The organism is Brevundimonas sp. (genome assembly GCF_036676055.1).
In the GTDB taxonomy this organism is placed as follows: Bacteria; Pseudomonadota; Alphaproteobacteria; order Caulobacterales; family Caulobacteraceae; genus Brevundimonas.
The window spans coordinates 1-15,600 of the sequence record NZ_JAKFDS010000043.1 but is presented as its reverse complement, the minus strand read 5'-3'; the positions used below and the strand labels follow the sequence as shown (position 1 = coordinate 15,600).

The 15,600-nt window shown below is 71.0% G+C and carries 17 protein-coding genes; 8 read left to right on the top strand and 9 right to left on the bottom strand.

All coding sequences use genetic code 11. The features are described from left to right. The 3 genes from V6M45_RS07140 to V6M45_RS07130 form a co-directional block, all read right to left on the bottom strand. Positions 1-379: amidase family protein (locus tag V6M45_RS07140; RefSeq protein WP_332655019.1), on the bottom strand; the 379-nt coding region annotated here is incomplete at its 3' end. A 1-nt stretch (position 380) separates the two neighbouring features. Continuing rightward, positions 381-668, bottom strand: coding sequence for an Asp-tRNA(Asn)/Glu-tRNA(Gln) amidotransferase subunit GatC (gene gatC / locus V6M45_RS07135; protein WP_332655017.1), 288 nt, complete (start codon positions 666-668; stop codon positions 381-383). Between the two features lie 85 nt (positions 669-753). Beyond that, complete coding sequence (locus V6M45_RS07130; RefSeq protein ID WP_332655014.1) at positions 754-1,278, bottom strand: hypothetical protein; 525 nt, start codon at positions 1,276-1,278, stop codon at positions 754-756. A gap of 76 nt (positions 1,279-1,354) precedes the next feature. Between V6M45_RS07130 and ruvX the strand changes: the two genes are divergently transcribed. The 7 genes from ruvX (at position 1,355) to topA (ending at position 9,500) form a co-directional block, all read left to right on the top strand. Beyond that, positions 1,355-1,831, top strand: coding sequence for a Holliday junction resolvase RuvX (ruvX, locus tag V6M45_RS07125; RefSeq protein WP_332655012.1), 477 nt, complete (start codon positions 1,355-1,357; stop codon positions 1,829-1,831). Continuing rightward, complete coding sequence (locus V6M45_RS07120) at positions 1,828-2,748, top strand: AEC family transporter (protein WP_332655011.1); 921 nt, start codon at positions 1,828-1,830, stop codon at positions 2,746-2,748. The genes ruvX and V6M45_RS07120 overlap by 4 nt, the downstream gene beginning before the upstream one ends. A gap of 23 nt (positions 2,749-2,771) precedes the next feature. Then, positions 2,772-3,755: an aspartate carbamoyltransferase catalytic subunit gene (locus V6M45_RS07115; protein ID WP_332655009.1), complete on the top strand. Its 984-nt coding sequence runs from the start codon at positions 2,772-2,774 to the stop codon at positions 3,753-3,755. Further along, positions 3,752-5,038, top strand: coding sequence for a dihydroorotase (pyrC, locus tag V6M45_RS07110; RefSeq protein WP_332655007.1), 1,287 nt, complete (start codon positions 3,752-3,754; stop codon positions 5,036-5,038). Before V6M45_RS07115 ends, pyrC begins: the two co-directional genes overlap by 4 nt. A gap of 15 nt (positions 5,039-5,053) precedes the next feature. Next, positions 5,054-5,692: a glycerol-3-phosphate 1-O-acyltransferase PlsY gene (plsY, locus tag V6M45_RS07105; RefSeq protein ID WP_332655005.1), complete on the top strand. Its 639-nt coding sequence runs from the start codon at positions 5,054-5,056 to the stop codon at positions 5,690-5,692. Further along, a complete protein-coding gene (gene dprA / locus V6M45_RS07100) occupies positions 5,689-6,783 on the top strand; it encodes a DNA-processing protein DprA (protein ID WP_332655003.1) in 1,095 nt (364 codons plus the stop codon). The genes plsY and dprA overlap by 4 nt, the downstream gene beginning before the upstream one ends. Before the next feature lie 92 nt (positions 6,784-6,875). Further along, complete coding sequence (gene topA, locus V6M45_RS07095; protein ID WP_332655000.1) at positions 6,876-9,500, top strand: type I DNA topoisomerase; 2,625 nt, start codon at positions 6,876-6,878, stop codon at positions 9,498-9,500. Here topA and V6M45_RS07090 read toward each other — a convergent pair whose 3' ends face one another. From V6M45_RS07090 to V6M45_RS07080, 3 genes are all read right to left on the bottom strand, one after another. Continuing rightward, positions 9,501-9,920: a molecular chaperone DnaJ gene (locus tag V6M45_RS07090; RefSeq protein WP_332654999.1), complete on the bottom strand. Its 420-nt coding sequence runs from the start codon at positions 9,918-9,920 to the stop codon at positions 9,501-9,503. It lies immediately after the preceding gene. 4 nt (positions 9,921-9,924) lie between these two features. Next, positions 9,925-10,764 (bottom strand): division plane positioning ATPase MipZ, encoded by an 840-nt coding sequence (locus V6M45_RS07085; protein ID WP_332654997.1) that lies wholly within the window; start codon positions 10,762-10,764, stop codon positions 9,925-9,927. Positions 10,765-10,875: 111 nt separating this feature from the next. Beyond that, on the bottom strand, positions 10,876-11,517 hold the full coding sequence (locus V6M45_RS07080; protein ID WP_332654995.1) for an SPOR domain-containing protein: 642 nt from the start codon (positions 11,515-11,517) through the stop codon (positions 10,876-10,878). 76 nt (positions 11,518-11,593) lie between these two features. On the opposite strand from V6M45_RS07080, the gene panC reads away from it, so the two are divergent. After that, complete coding sequence (panC, locus tag V6M45_RS07075) at positions 11,594-12,454, top strand: pantoate--beta-alanine ligase (protein ID WP_332654993.1); 861 nt, start codon at positions 11,594-11,596, stop codon at positions 12,452-12,454. On the opposite strand, the gene V6M45_RS07070 is transcribed toward panC, so the two are convergent. From V6M45_RS07070 to V6M45_RS07060, 3 genes are all read right to left on the bottom strand, one after another. Beyond that, a complete protein-coding gene (locus tag V6M45_RS07070) occupies positions 12,451-13,221 on the bottom strand; it encodes a chorismate mutase (protein ID WP_332654991.1) in 771 nt (256 codons plus the stop codon). The genes panC and V6M45_RS07070 overlap by 4 nt on opposite strands. Positions 13,222-13,456: 235 nt before the next feature. Continuing rightward, the gene (locus V6M45_RS07065) at positions 13,457-14,029 is read right to left on the bottom strand and encodes a prephenate dehydratase domain-containing protein (protein WP_332654989.1); all 573 of its coding nucleotides are present in this window, start codon (positions 14,027-14,029) and stop codon (positions 13,457-13,459) included. 2 nt (positions 14,030-14,031) lie between these two features. Then, positions 14,032-15,405, bottom strand: a complete 1,374-nt coding sequence (locus V6M45_RS07060; protein ID WP_332654987.1) for a class II 3-deoxy-7-phosphoheptulonate synthase — start codon at positions 15,403-15,405, stop codon at positions 14,032-14,034. Between the last annotated feature and the right edge of the window lie 195 nt (positions 15,406-15,600).

Sequence of the window (15,600 nt, the reverse complement as noted above, 5' to 3'; positions counted from 1 at the left end):
ACTCGTCCATGTTGAGCTTGCCCAGCATGACCGCGCCGTCGCGCCACAGGTTGGCGGTGACGGTGGACTCATAGGGCGGGACGAAGCCGCGCAGCATGTTGGAGCCGGCCGTGGTCTGGACGCCGTCGGTGCAGAACAGGTCCTTGATCCCCAGCGGGGCGCCCTCGAGGGCGCCGCCCTCCCCCTTCGCCAGCCGGGCGTCGGAGGCGCGGGCCATGGCGAGGGCCTTGTCCGTGGTCTGGACGATGTAGGCGTTCAGGCGCGGATTGGCGGCGTCGATATTGGCGACGAAGGCCTTGGTGATCTCCTCGGAGGAGAAGTCGCGGGCCTTGAGGCCGTCGAGGGCGGCCTTGAGGGTGAGTTTGGTCAGGTCGGACATTCTATTCGACCACCTTGGGCACGACGAAGAAGCCGTCGGCGGAGCGCGGCGCGTTGCCGAGCACGTCAGCGACCTTGTTCCCGTCGGTGACGACGTCGTCGCGCAGGCGCATCGGCTGGGCGACATTGGAGGTCATGGGCTCGACGCCCGTGACGTCGACCTCGTTGAGTTGTTCGATCCAGGCGAGGATGCCGTTCAGCTCCTGGGCGAGCGGCTCCAGCCGGTCCTCCGGGGTCTTGATGCGGGCGAGGTGCGCCACCCGGCGCACGGTCGCGGCGTCGATGGCCATGCGGCCCTCCAATGCGAAACCAGAACGGGCGGGATTAGCCGCCCGGCCCCGCTTTCACAAGGATTCAGACGCTATTGGGCGGGCGCTATTGCGCCGGCGTGACCGTGACCTCGGCCGGGGCGGAGCCGTCGGCGGCGATCGGCCAGCCGATGATGACCCGGCGGGTGCGTGAGCCGATTCGGCCGGTCGCCTCGTCCATCGTGCTTTCCTCCAGCTCCAGATCGACACGTCCGGGGCGCTGCGACAGGACGCGGTAGTCGAGCACGTCGCCGATGCGGAAGACGCGCCAGCCCTCGGCCGGGTCCTGGAAGAAGGCGATGTGGGTGTAGAGGCCGTTCATCGCCGGGTCCCCGCCGGCCGTGCCGAACAGCTTGGCGGCGAGCGGCCCCTGCCCCGACAACTGGTCGAGGCGGACCACGGCGGCGGCGTCCTGCAGGGCCGCGTCGGTTTCAGGGGTCAGCGTCGCGGCCGGGCCGGAGGCGGCGAGCGGCGCGACGGCTGCCGTCGGCGCGGGCTGTTCGCCCGGGGGCACCGCCGCCTTGCGGGTTTCGACCCCGGCGTCGCAGGCGGCGAGCCCGACCAGGGCGGTGAGGAACAGAAGCGGCTTCATCGGACGACCCTCCCCTTCAGAACATGGTGAAGCTTTGCACTTTGACTCGGGGGCGCGCCAGTCCTACCCGCAGGCCGTGACCGACATGACCCTGGAAGAACTCGCCGCCTCCACCCCGCCCGGCACCCCGTGGCTGGGGCTCGATCTCGGCGAGAAGACCATCGGCGTGGCGGCGTCGGACGCCACGCGGATGATCGCCAGTCCGCTGGTGCTGATCCGCAAGACGAAATTCACCGACGACGCCAATGCGGTGCTGAAGCTGATGGACGGGCGCAAGGCGTCGGGGCTGGTGATCGGCCTGCCGCTGAACATGGATGGCTCGGAGGGGCCGCGGGCGCAGTCGTGCCGGGCCTTCGCGCGCAATCTGCAGCGCATCCGCGCCGTGCCGTGCGCCTTCCAGGACGAGCGGCTGTCGACCAGCGCGGTGGAGCGGTTCCTGATCGAGGACCTCGACCTGAACCGCAAGCGGCGGGCCAATGTCATCGACCGGACCGCCGCCGCCTGGATCCTGCAAGGGGCGCTGGACCGGCTGAGGGACGCCGCCGCCCGATGAACGGACTGCTGGCCGGAATCGTGCCGGTGTTCGCCATGATCGCCCTCGGCTGGGGACTGAAGGTCCGGGGTCTGCTCACCGACGACGGCTGGCGCGCAATCGAGCGGCTGACCTATTTCATCTTCTACCCGGCCTTCCTCGTGCCGGCGGTGTGGGGCGCGGACTTCAGCGCGGGCACGGCCGGACCCGTGGCGCTGAGCACCATCGGGGTGTCGTTCGTGGTCGCCGGGCTGACGCTGGCGGCGAAGCCGGCCATCCCGGTCAGCGACCCCGGCTTCACCAGCGTGTTCCAGGGGGTGATCCGCTGGAACGGCTTCGTCTTCCTGCCGGTCGCGGGGGCGGTGTTCGGCGAGGCGGGCCTCGGTACGGCGGCGGTGGCGTTCGGGGTGCTGGCCCCGGCGCTGAACGTGATCTGCGTGCTGGCTCTCGCGAAATGGGGCGCCGGTCAGGGCGGCGGCTGGCGGCTGGCGCTGCGCTCGCTGGCGCGCAACCCGATCATCTGGGCCTGCGGTGTGGGGGCGGCGCTGAACCTGACCGGGCTGGAGCCGCACCCGCTGATGGAGGGCGTGTTCGCGATGATGGGGCCCGGCGCCATCGCCCTGGGCCTGATCACGGCGGGGGCCGGGTTGAGTTTCCGCTACGCCGCCGCGCGGCCGGTGCTGATCGTCACGGTGTCGGCGATCAAACTGCTGATCCTGCCGGTGGCCATGTACTACGTCTGCGGCTGGCTGGGCGGAGACCGGACGGCGCAGGGAATCGCCCTGCTGGCGGGCGCGGCGCCGGGCGCGGCCGCCTCCTATGTGCTGGCGCGGCAAATGGGCGGGGACGCGCCGCTGATAGCCGGGGTCGTGGCTTTCACGACCGTGGCGAGCGCCGCCACCATCCCGTTGCTGCTCGCGGCCTTCCGTTTCCTGTGAGTCCGCCCTATAGCCGGGCCTCGATGACCCAGCCCGCCGCCGTCACCGACCTGATTCACGAGCGGCTGGCGCCGTTCCCCCGCGATCATTTCCTGTCCGCAGGCGATCTGAACGCCGCCATGGTCCCGCCGCTGCTGGACCTCGCCGACGCCTTCGTCGACTTCAACCGGCAATCGTCGAAGTCGCTGGACCTGATGCGCGGCCGCACGGTCATGAACCTGTTCTTCGAAAACTCGACCCGGACCAGCGCCTCGTTCGAGATCGCGGCCAAGCGTCTGGGGGCAGACGTGACGGCCCTGAGCCCGCGCACCTCGTCGACGGCCAAGGGCGAGACCCTGATCGACACGGCGGCGACGCTGAACGCCATGAAGCCGGATGTTCTGGTGGTGCGCCACTCGGCCTCGGGCGCGGCGGCGCTGCTGTCGCAGAAGGTCGGCTGTTCGGTGGTCAACGCCGGCGACGGTCGGCACGAGCATCCGACCCAAGCCCTGCTGGACCTGTTGAGCCTGCGCCGGGCCTTCGGCGATGTGGGCGGGCTGACGGTGGCGATCTGCGGCGACATCACCCACAGCCGCGTGGCGCGCTCGAACGTGGCCCTGCTGTCGATGATGGGGGCGCGGGTGCGGCTGATCGGGCCGCCGACGCTGGTGCCGGGCGACGCCGACCGCTGGGGCTGCGAGGTGTTCCACGACATGCGCGAGGGCCTGCAGGGCGTTGATGTGGTGATGATGCTGCGGCTGCAACTGGAGCGGATGGAGGGGGCGCTGGTCCCCTCGACCCGCGAATATTTCCGCTTCTGGGGGCTCGACCGCGAGAAACTGGCCTGGGCGAAGCCGGGGGCGAAGGTGATGCACCCGGGACCGATGAACCGGGGGGTCGAGATCGACTCGGAGGTGGCGGACGACCTGACGGTGTCGCTGATCCAGGATCAGGTCGAGATGGGGGTGGCGGCGCGGATGGCAGTGCTGGCGGCCCTGTCGGCGCGGCGAGAGGGAGCGGGGGCATGAGCGCGCTTGCCATCGTCAATGCCCGGCTGCTGGACCCCGCGTCGGACTACGACGGCCCCGGCGCGGTGCTGGTCGAGGATGGGCGCATCGTCGAGGTCATCCACGGCCATGGGGCGGCGGCTCCGGCCGGCGTCGAGGTTGTCGATGCGGGCGGCCTGTGCCTGTCGCCTGGCCTGATCGACATCCGGGTGAAGACCGGCGAGCCGGGCGCGGAGCCGAAAGAGACGCTGAAGTCCGCCTCGCTGTCGGCGGCGGCGGGCGGCGTGACCACCATCGTCATCCAGCCGGACACCGATCCGGCCATCGACGATCCGGCCATGATCGAGTTTATCCAGCGGCGCGGCGCGGCGCTCGGGCTGGTCAATGTCCGGGCGGCGGGCGCGGCGACCCGGGGCCGGGACGGCGTGCGGATGGCCGAGATCGGCCTGATGGACGAGGCCGGGGCGCTGTATTTCACTGACGTCGATCACGTCATCGCCAACACCCGCACCCTGCAACGGGTGATGAGCTATGCGGCGGCGTTCAACGCCCTGATTTCCTGCCGCCCGGCTGATCCGTGGCTGAGCGAGGGCGCGGTGGCCACCTCAGGCGAGCTGGCGACGCGGCTGGGCCTCGCCTCGGCGCCGGCGATCGCCGAGCGCATCCAGCTGGAACGGGACCTGGCGCTGGTCGAACAGACCGGGGCGCGGTTCCTGGTGGACCAGATTTCCACCGAGGGTGCTCTGGAGACGCTGGCGCGCGCCCGGGCCAAGGGGCTGGAGGTCGCCGCCTCGGTGTCGATCAACCACCTGTGCTTCAACGAGATCGATATCGGCGACTACCGTACTTTCTACCGGATGGATCCGCCGCTGCGGCCCGAGCGCGACCGGCAGGCGCTGATCGAGGCGGTGCGCGACGGGCTGATCGACGCCATCACCAGTGCCCACGCCCCTGCCCCGGCCGAGGACAAGCGACGGCCCTTCGCCGAGGCGACGCCGGGGGCCGTGGGTCTTGAGACCCTGCTGCCGGCGGCCCTGTCGCTGCACCACGAGGACGGTCTCGATCTGCTCGACATCCTGCGGCCCCTGACACACGGGCCCGCGACCCTGCTCGGCCTTGAGGCCGGGGTGCTGGCCGCGGGCGCGCCGGCCGACCTGATCCTTTTCGACCCGGGGGCGCCGGTGGTGATCGACGCGGAGGCGCTGAAGTCGAAGTCGAAGAACTCGCCCTTCGACGGGCGCCGCCTGCAAGGCAAGGTCTTGCTCACCGCGGTCGGCGGACGCATCGTCCACGACGCACGGTAACGGGGAGCGAATCACTTGCAGGATCTGGTCGGCCCGGCTTTGGGAACGCTCGCGCTCGTGGCCGCAGGGGGATACCTGTTGGGCTCGATCCCGTTCGGGGTGATCCTGACCCGCGTGGTGACCGGGCAGGACGTGCGCAGCATCGGCTCCGGCAATATCGGAGCCACCAATGTGCTGCGGACCGGGCGCAAGGACCTGGCCATCGCCACCCTGATCCTCGACGCCGGCAAGGGCGCGGCGGCGCTGCTGATCGCGCGCGAACTGTTCAACAGCGAGGTCGCGGGCGCGATCGCGGGCGGGGCGGCCTTCCTTGGACACCTGTTCCCGGTCTGGCTTGGCTTCAGGGGCGGCAAGGGCGTGGCCACCTTCTTCGGCCTTCTGCTGGCGGCGGCGTGGCCGCTGGGACTGCTGGCCGGGGCCACGTGGCTGATCGTGGCGGCCCTGTTCCGGATCTCCTCGCTGGCGGCCCTGGTGTCGTCCGCCGCGGCGCCGGCCTACGCCCTGCTGCCGCTGGCGGCGCTGGGCCTGCCGACCTCCGCACCGATCCTCGTGCTCGCGGCCTTCACCGCGGCCCTGATCTGGGTCCGGCATCACCAGAATATCGGCCGCCTGCTCAGAGGCGCCGAACCGCGCATCGGGGCCGGGAAGGCGTGACCGCGCGGGCGCCGCTGCCGGAGACGGAGCGGTTCGCCCGACTGCGGCTGGCGCGCACGGACCGGGTCGGCCCGGTCACCTTCAGACAGCTGCTGGACCGGTTCGGCTCGGCCGAACGCGCCATCGAGGCCCTGCCCGACCTGATCCGGCGCGGCGGGGGCCACGGCCACGACCTGCCGCCCGGGTCCGTCATCGAGGCGGAGATCGAGGCCGGGACGCGGCTCGGCGCGCGGCTGATCGTGCAGGGCGACGCCGACTATCCGGAGATGCTGGCGGCCGTCGATCCGCCGCCGCCGGTGCTGTGGGCGCTGGGCGCCTTCGCGCTGACCGCCCGCCCCTGCATCGCCGTGGTCGGGGCCCGGATCGCTTCGGCCGGCGGGCAGCGCATCGCGCGGGGCCTGTCGCAGCAGTTGGGCGAGGCCGGACATGTGGTGGTTTCGGGGCTGGCGCGAGGCATTGACGGCGCGGCCCACGCCGGGGCCCTGCCGACCGGGACGGTGGCCGTGCTGGGCGGCGGGGTGGACGACGTCTATCCGCCGGACAACGCCGACCTGTATCGCCAGATCGCCGAACAGGGCTGTGTCGTCTCGGAAAGCCGGGTCGGGGCCCGGGCGCAGGCGAAGGACTTTCCCCGTCGCAACCGCATCATCTCGGGCCTGTCGCGCGGGGTCATCGTGGTCGAGGCCGAGCTTCGGTCGGGTTCGCTGATCACCGCCCGGCTGGCGGCGGAACAAGGCCGCGACGTGTTCGCCGTGCCGGGGTCGCCGCTGGATCCACGCTCGCGGGGCCCGAACGAACTTCTGCGGCACGGCGCGATCCTGTGCGAGGGACTGGAGGATGTGGAACGGGCGTTCTCGAGCCTGCGCACCCTGCGGGAACCGCCCGCCGACCCTCCGTTCGCCAACGCGCCTGAGGACGTCGACGTGGCCCTGCTGGAGCAGGTCGCCGCCCTGTTGTCGCCGACGCCGACGCCGCGCGACGAGATCGCCCGGGCCGTGGGCGCGCCGATCGGAACGGTGGCCGCGGCCCTGCTCGAGCTGAGCCTCGCCGGTCGCGCGACCCTGCTGCCGGGAGGGCTGGTTTCGCTGTGATCGAGGGTCAGAATTCCGACGCCGATTGACAGCGACGCCCGCGCCAACCACGTTCCGCCCCCTTTCGAGCCCCTTGAAGGCCCCCTCCCCGCATGAACCTCGTCGTCGTCGAGAGCCCCGCAAAGGCCAAGACCATCAACAAATATCTGGGCCCGGACTTCACCGTCCTGGCGTCCTACGGGCACGTTCGCGACCTGCCGTCGAAGGACGGCTCGGTCCTGCCTGACGACGATTTCGCCATGTCGTGGGAGATCGACGCCCGCGCCTCCAAGCGGATGTCCGAGATCGCCGAGGCGGCCAAGAAGGCCGACCGCATCATCCTCGCCACCGACCCCGACCGCGAGGGGGAGGCGATCAGCTGGCACGTGCTCGAGATCCTCACCAAGAAGAAGGTGCTGAAGGACAAGCAGGTCCAGCGGGTCACTTTCAACGCCATCACCAAGGCCTCCGTGCTGGACGCCATGGCGGCCCCGCGCGAGCTGGATATGGAGCTGGTCGAGGCCTATCTGGCCCGCCGCGCGCTGGACTATCTGGTCGGCTTCACCCTGTCGCCGGTGCTGTGGCGCAAGCTGCCCGGCGCCCGCTCGGCCGGACGGGTCCAGTCGGTCGCGCTGCGCATCGTCGTCGACCGCGAGATGGAGATCGAGCGGTTCAAGGCGCAGGAATACTGGTCGGTCGAGGCCGACCTGACCGCCGACAGCCCGCCGTTCACGACTCGCCTGGTCAAGCACGCCGGCAAGCGGGTGCAGCGGCTGGACATCGTCTCGGAGGCAATGGCCACCGCGGCGCGCGAGGCAATCAACGCCGGGCAGTTCACGATCCGGTCGATCGAGAAGAAGCCGGTCAAGCGCAGCCCGTCGCCGCCCTTCACCACCTCGACCCTGCAGCAGGAAGCCTCGCGCAAGCTGGGCTTCACGGCCCAACGCACCATGCAGGCGGCGCAGAAGCTGTATGAGGGCGTCGACGACACCGGCGGTCTGATCACCTACATGCGAACCGACGGCCTGTCGGTCAGCCCCGAGGGCATCGCCCAGGCGCGCGAGGTCATCGGCGCCCGGTTCGGTCCGGCCTATGTTCCGGAGCAGCCGCGCTACTACAAGACCAAGGTCAAGAACGCCCAGGAGGCGCACGAGGCGATCCGGCCAACCAACATCACCCGGGCGCCGGACACGCTGCGGCTGGAGAGCGATCTGGCCCGGCTGTACGAGCTGATCTGGAAGCGGATGGTCGCCAGCCAGATGGAGTCGGCGCGGCTGGACCGGACCACGGTCGAGGTCGAGACGCCGGACGGCCAGACCGGGCTGCGCGCCACCGGCCAGGTGGTGGCCTTCGACGGCTTCATGGCCGTCTATGAGGAAGGCCGCGACGACAAGCCGAAGTCGGGCGAGGACGACGAGGATGACACCACCCGCCTGCCGGCGCTGAAGGAAGGCGCCGTGGCCAGGGTCGAGGCTATTCGCACCGAACAGCATTTCACCGAGCCGCCGCCGCGCTATTCGGAAGCGACCCTGGTCAAGAAGCTGGAAGAGCTGGGCATCGGCCGGCCGTCGACCTACGCCTCGATCCTGACCACCCTGCGCGACCGCGAATACGTCCGCACCGACAAGAACCGCTTCTATCCGGAGGACAAGGGCCGGCTGGTCACGGCCTTCCTCGAGCAGTTCTTCGCCAAATGGGTGGAGTACGACTTCACCGCGGCGCTGGAGACCCGGCTGGACGAGGTCTCGGCCGGGAACCTGAACTGGAAGGTTCTGCTGCGCGAATTCTGGACCGACTTCCATGTCGCCACCCAGGCGGCGGGCGAACTGCGCACCACGGCCATCCTCGACGCGCTGAACGAGTCGCTGGGACCGCACATCTTCCCGCAGACGGAGGACGGCTCGGATCCCCGCGAATGCCCGCTGTGCCATCAGGGCCAGCTGAGCCTGAAGACCAGCCGGTTCGGCGCCTTCATCGGCTGCTCGCGCTATCCGGACTGCAAATACACCCGGCCGGTGGCGTCGCCGGACGCGGCGGACGGCGGCGCCGAGGGCGGCGACCGCGAACTGGGCGTCGATCCGGTCACCGGGCAGCCGGTGTCGCTGAAGATCGGCCGTTTCGGCCCCTATGTGGAGACGACCCCGCCCGGCGAGGAGAAGCCGAAGCGTTCGTCCCTGCCCAAGGGCTGGTCCCCCGCATCGCTGAGCCTTGAACAGGCCCTGCGGCTGCTGGCCCTGCCGCGCGAGGTCGGGATGCACCCGGAAGACGGCAAGCCGATCACCGCCGGCCTCGGCCGCTACGGACCGTTCGTGCTGCACGCCGGGACCTACGCCAATGTCGCCGACATCGACGAGGTGTTCGAGATCGGATTGAACCGCGCCGTGGTGCTGCTGGCCGAGAAGCGGGCGGGCAAGTTCGCCGGTCGCGGCGCGGCCGCGGCCCCGCTCAAGGACCTCGGCGCGCATCCGGAGACGGGCGAGCCGATCCATGTCATGGCCGGTCGCTTCGGGCCCTATGTGAAGTCGGGCAAGATCAACGCCACCCTGCCCAAGGGCACGACGCCCGAGGACCTCACGCTGGAGGACGCCCTGCCGCTGCTGGCGGCGCGGGCCGCGGCGGCGCCGAAGGGCAAGAAGGCGCCGGCGAAGAAGGCTCCGGCCAAGAAGCCGGCCGCGAAGAAGGCGGCTCCGAAGAAGGCGGCGGCGAAGAAGCCGGCCGCGAAGAAAGCCGCGACCTGATCAGGGCTTGAGCAGTCGGTCCCGCGCCGCATTGAGGCGGGAGGCGAGGCCTTCAGTGCCGCCCTGGTCGGGGTGGGCGCGGGCCATCAGCCGCTTCCAGGCGGCGTTGATCTGCTGCGGCGTGGCGTCGGGCGAGACGCCGAGCAGAGACCGGGCCTCGGCCGGCGTCATCGCTTCCGTCCGGGGAGCCGGGGCGCGCTGACGCGACGACACCGTCAGCCAGAAACCAGCTCCGGCGAGGGCGGCGGCGGCCAGCCAGGAGCCGCGGGCCGCCAGCAGCACGGCGCCCGCGATCAGGACGGCGCTGAACAGGGTGGCGGTGACGCGCCAGTGACCCCTGCCCCGCCGCTCGGTCTGGCGGCCCAGCCGCACCAGCGCCCAGACGGCGATCGCCGCCAGCGCCAGCCAGACGAGGCTCAAGACCTCACGCCGCTTCGTCCAGCGGGGCGTCCAGCGAGCCTCCGTCCAGGCCGAGCGCCTGCATCAGATTGCGCAGCTCCTGCCGGGCCGAGACGTGGGCCAGGGACACCGCCACGGGTCGGACGTCGTTGGAGAGGTCGGCGACGGTGAGACCGAACGGGAACAGCTCGCGGTAGATGACCCGGTCGCGCAGACCGGGGCCGATGCGGAAGCCGACCCGGCGGGCCAGCTTCTCCATCCGCTCTTCCAGACGCTGGCGGTTGCGGGCGGCGGCGACGGCCATACGGTTGACGACCACGATCCAGTCGATCTGCGCGTGCCGACCCTGGGTGACGGCGCGGTGCTTGCGCGCTTCCCAGACGCTCTCAGAGTAGATCGAGGGCTTGAGCAGGTCGAGCGTGACCGGGTCGATCTGGCCGAGCAGGTCGAAGTCGACGAAGCTGTCGTTCATCGGGGTGACGATCTGGTCGGCGAGGCCGTGGGCGGTGCGGGACAGCAGGGTGTCGCCGCCGGGGGTGTCGATCAGGATGACCTCGGCGCTGGCGCGAGCCTCGGCGAAGGCGGCGTTGAAGCGCTCGAGCTGCTCGCTCTCGTCGGCCCGGGCGAGGGCCTTGCCGTCGCCCATGTCCGGCTCGAAGGGCATGGGCAGGACCTGGCCGTTGCCGGCCATCCAGGCGGCCCGATTGGCGAAGAATTTGGCCATCGAACGCTGGCGCAGATCCAGGTCGATGATCGCGACCGTCTTGCCGGCGTGCAGCAGGCCGCAGACGATGTGGATGGCGAGCGTCGACTTGCCCGCCCCGCCCTTTTCATTGCCGACGACGATGACCGTAGGGTCAGCCATGTTCCGAAGCTCCGACGACCGCCGACTCGACGCGCGGCCCTGTTACGCGAGAATCGCCGGGCCGGGGCGCGCCGTCAACGGAGCGGCGGTATCGGGCTGTGGATGCGGGCGTCAGGCGCCGCGACGGCACCACGGATCGTCGATGCCGGCGGCGGCGCAGACAGCCGCCGCGCCCGCGGCCGGAGCGCGAACCTTGAGGCGGGTCAGGCGGCGACCGCCGACTTCGGCGGCTTCGTACACCGGTGTCAGGCCGTCGAGATCGAGCCGGGCCCAGGCGGCGCGGGCGGCGGTCTCGCTCGAATAGGCGCCGATCTGTACGAGGTCGCCCGCGGCGCCCGTCGCGGCGGCGACCGGCGAGCGGGCGGGCCGAAGCCCCGCCTGGGCGGCGGCCTCGTCGATGCGGGTGGAGACATTGCGGACCACGGCGTCGGTCACGGCGGGCGCCGCGGCCGCGGCGAGGCGCTGGCCCTGTTCTTCCGCAATGGCGCGCAGGCCGCCGTCGCGGGCGTCCCACAGGGCGTGCGGCTCCATGACCTGAACCTGCAGGGCCGGGCGCAGGCCGGCTTCGGCGGCGGAGCGGGTCGCCCCCGGGGTCTTCCCCGCCGGTCCTGATTGCCCGTCCAGGGGAATGGCGGCGACGGCCTCGGCCATGGTCTCGAACCGGTGCGGGTCGGCGTCGACCATGCCGCAGGCGGACAGGGAGCCGGCGGCCACACAGGCCAGCACTGGACGGATGAGGAGACGCGGCGTCATAAGCGGCACACTGGCACGCCGGGCTTTGAAGCACGGTTCACAAGCACGCTTAAGGCGAAGGGTTAATCCGTTCACCATGCCCGACACTCCAGACCTGCCCATCGCCCGCACCATCGCGGACCTGCGCCAGACGGTAAGCGGCTGGAGGCGGCAGGGGTTCACCGTCGGTTTCGTGCCGACCATGGGAGCGTTGCACGACGGCCACCTGACCCTGGTGCGGGAGGCGGGCCAGCGGGCTGACCGGGTGGTGGCCAGCGTGTTCGTCAACCCGACCCAGTTCGCCGCCCATGAGGACCTCGGCGCCTATCCGCGACAGCAGGCCCGCGACGCCGAACTGCTGGCGGGGGCAGGCTGCGCCCTGATGTACGCCCCGTCGGTGGAGGAGATGTATCCAGCCGACGCCACGACCACGGTGTCGGTGGGCGCGCCAGCCGAGGGGCTGGAAGGGGCGTTCCGTCCGCAGATGTTCGGCGGTGTCGCGCTGGTGGTGGCCAAGCTGCTGAACCAGGTCCAGCCTGACGTGGCGCTGTTCGGCGAGAAGGATTTCCAGCAGCTGATCGTCATCCGCCGGATGGTGCGGGACCTGGATATTCCGGTGGAGATCGTCGGACTGCCGACCATCCGCGACGGCCACGGCCTGGCCCTGTCGTCGCGCAACGCCTACCTGTCGCCGGACGAGCTGGAGGTGGCGCGGCGGCTGAACGGCGTGCTGGCGCAAGCCGGCGTGCGCGCCGCGGGCGGGTCTCCCCTTCCCGCCATCGAAGACGGGGCCCGCGAGGCGCTGCTGCGAGCCGGCTTCAGCCACGTCGACTATGTCGCCGTGCGGCGGGCGGACGATCTGGCGGCGTTCGAGGGCGGGACCGTCGATGGCCCCGCGCGCATCCTCGCCGCCGCCTGGCTGGGCAAGACCCGGCTGATCGACAATATGGCCGTCTAGCCGATCGAGCCCACGCAGCCTTCGTCGCCGCCGACGGGCAGGGCCGCGTCCGTCAGGGACAGGGTCCAGCCGTGGTGGGTGTCGAGGCCCCGCCGACGGATGCCGGAGCCGTCGCCGGCGTCGCCGCCTGCGGTGACGAGCACGCGGCGCCCGCTGGGCAAGGCGGCCGGATCGATGCGGCCGACCGCCAGCGCGGTCGGGGTCTCGCCGCCGAAGCCGTCGAAGACGCTGAGTTCAGACCATTCCCGGCGCAGTCCAGTCCACCACGGGTCGCCCGCATTGACCGCCAGCACGGCCACGCCGTGCCCCCCTGCGGCCCAGGCGAGGGCGGCCTGGGGGTCGCGCACGGCCTTCATGTCCGCCGCCGCGCCGAAGCGCAGCCGGGCGCCGTCGAAGGCGCGGGTCGGTTCGACCGGCGACCAGACCTGGACCTGCATCCTTCCCTGACGCGCCAGCCCCCAGCCGACGATCTGGCGCCAGAGGGATTCGACGGCCTCGCGGTTGGCGGGCCCGGCCTGGGCGAGGACGCGGTCGAGGACGGCCTGCTCGCGGTCCGGGCGCAGTTTGAGGTGCGGGCCGGAGGGCGCGTCCTTGGCCTTGCCGACGCGGGCGGCGATGGCGAGACGGCGCTCGAAAAGGGCCAGCAGCTGGTCGTCGAGGACGTCGATCTCGTGGCGCAGGGCGGCCAGGGCCATCTGTTCGGCGGAGACTTCGCGGGGGGCGGGCCAGACCTGCTGGAGGGCGGGCGCGATACGGGTATGGGGCACGGCGGGACTTTCGATTTCGATACAGGCTTCGGGGCGTTTGCGAGCCGCCGCTCCGTCGCGGAGCGGTCGCCGGCGAGGCGGTCAGGACGCGATGCCCGACGCCTCAGCCGGCGTATCGAAAGCCGTAGAAATACAGGTCCGCGGCCGCGGCGAGGCGGGCGAAAGACATCGCAGCGAGGGCTTGCGAACGGACCATAAGCGTCATTGCGCGCAAGGATCGTGCGTCGTCAAGCGATCAGGCGCTCAACAGGACAAAGCGCGTGCGGTTGTCGGCCGAATCCTGGATGTCGTTGCGCAGAATCGACAGCTCATAGACCTCGGCCGCCCGGGCCGGGGCGACGGCGGCGCGGGTCGGGTCGCGGGCTTCGGCCACGGCGCGGGCGGCGCCGGCGGTGTCAAAGGCCTCGACCGGCTCGACGCCCAGGCTCGCCAGCGTGGCCGTGCACTGGCCGAGGGCGGCCGGATGGCTTTCGGCCGTCTTGATGTCGCTCAGCCGGGCGCCGGCCGGGGCCATCAGGGCCAGACGGATCGGCCGCCAGACCTCGGACACCGCGGTCAGGCCCGCCTTCTCGACCAGGGTGGCGGCGGGCTCGACGCGACCGATGGTGGTGTTCTCGACCGGGATCAGGGCGCAGCCGACCTCGCCCGCCTTCAGGGCCCCGATCGCCGCCTCGAAACTGTCGTAGGCGACCGGCTCGTCCCACGGGCGCAGGTCGATGCAGGCTTCGTGGCTGAAGGCTCCGGGCGCGCCCTGGTAGGCGCAGCGCCCGCCGGCGGCATCCTTGGGAGGGCGAGCGACGGAAGCCATGGTCAGGCCGCCTCGGATCGGTCGCGGCGTCCCGCCTTCAGCCGCTCGGCGACGAGGAAGGCCAGCTCCAGCGCCTGGTCGGCGTTGAGGCGCGGATCGCAATGGGTGTGGTAGCGGCTGGAGAGGTCGTCCTCGGTCAGGGCCTGGGCGCCGCCGAGGCATTCGGTGACGTTCTGGCCGGTCATCTCGAGGTGAACGCCGCCGGGGTGGACGCCCTCGGCCTCGGCCACGTCGATGAAGCCGCGCACCTCGGCGAGGATGCGCTCGAAGGGGCGGGTCTTGTAGCCGTTGCCGGCCTTGAGGGTGTTGCCGTGCATCGGGTCGATCGACCAGACCACGCGGCGCCCCGCGGCCTTCACCGCCCGCATCAGCCGCGGCAGGCGGTCGCCGACCTTGTCCGCGCCGAAGCGGCCGATCAACGTCAGGCGGCCCGGGGTGTTGTCGGGGTTGAGGACGTCGATCAGGGCCAGCAGGTCGTCAGGCTCCATGGTCGGGCCGCACTTCAGGCCGATCGGGTTTTTGATGCCCCGCGCGAATTCGATGTGGGCCCCGTCCAGCTGGCGGGTCCGCTCGCCGATCCAGACCATGTGGGCCGAGGTGTCGAACCATTCGCCCGTCGCGCCGTCGAGCCGGGTCAGGGCGCTCTCGAGATTGAGCAGCAGGGCTTCGTGGCTGGTGAAGACCTCGACCCGGCTGAGGTCGGGATGGCTTTCCGGGGTGACGCCGACCGCCTCCATGAAGGCCAGGGCCTCGGTGATCTTGTCGGCCAGGTCGCGGTATTTGGCGCCATAGGCGCTGTCGGTCGCGAAGCCCATGGTCCAGCGGTGGATGTTGTACAGGTCGGCGTAGCCGCCGCCGGCGAAGGCGCGCAGCAGGTTCAGGGTCGAGGCCGACTGGTTGTAGGCGCGCAGCAGGCGCTGCGGGTCCGGGACCCGCTCATCCGGCGTAAAACCCATGCCATTGATGATGTCGCCGCGATAGCTGGGCAGGGTCTGGTCGCCGATGGTCTCCAGCGAGGATGAGCGCGGCTTGGCGAACTGGCCGGCGATGCGGCCTACCTTCACCACCGGCTTGCGCCCCGCGAATGTCAGCACCACGGCCATCTGCAGGATCAGGCGGAAGGTGTCGCGGATGTTGTCGGTCGAGAACTCCTTGAAGCTCTCGGCGCAGTCGCCGCCCTGGAGCAGGAAGGCCTCGCCGGCCTCGACCTGGGCCAGTTTGGCGGTCAGGTGACGCGCCTCGCCGGCGAAGACCAGCGGCGGCATGGCGCGCAACTCGTCCTCGACGCGATTCAGGGCGGACATGTCCGGATAGTCCGTCGGCATCTGCGTGACGGGTTTCGATCTCCAGCTCTCGGGCGTCCAGCGCGTCGTCATTTCAGCAAGATAGGCCGGGGCCGGGCTGTGGACAATGAACCGTTGTGACGCATGAATTTTTTCCGATGATCCGGCACGACTCTGCGCCGCTTCTTGCGAAGCGGTGTGGGGAGGGAGCGGGACAGCCGGGCCTCGCCCGGTTGTGAATGTGATTACCGTTTCGACGAGACAGGCTGCCCCGCGCGGCCGTTTTCC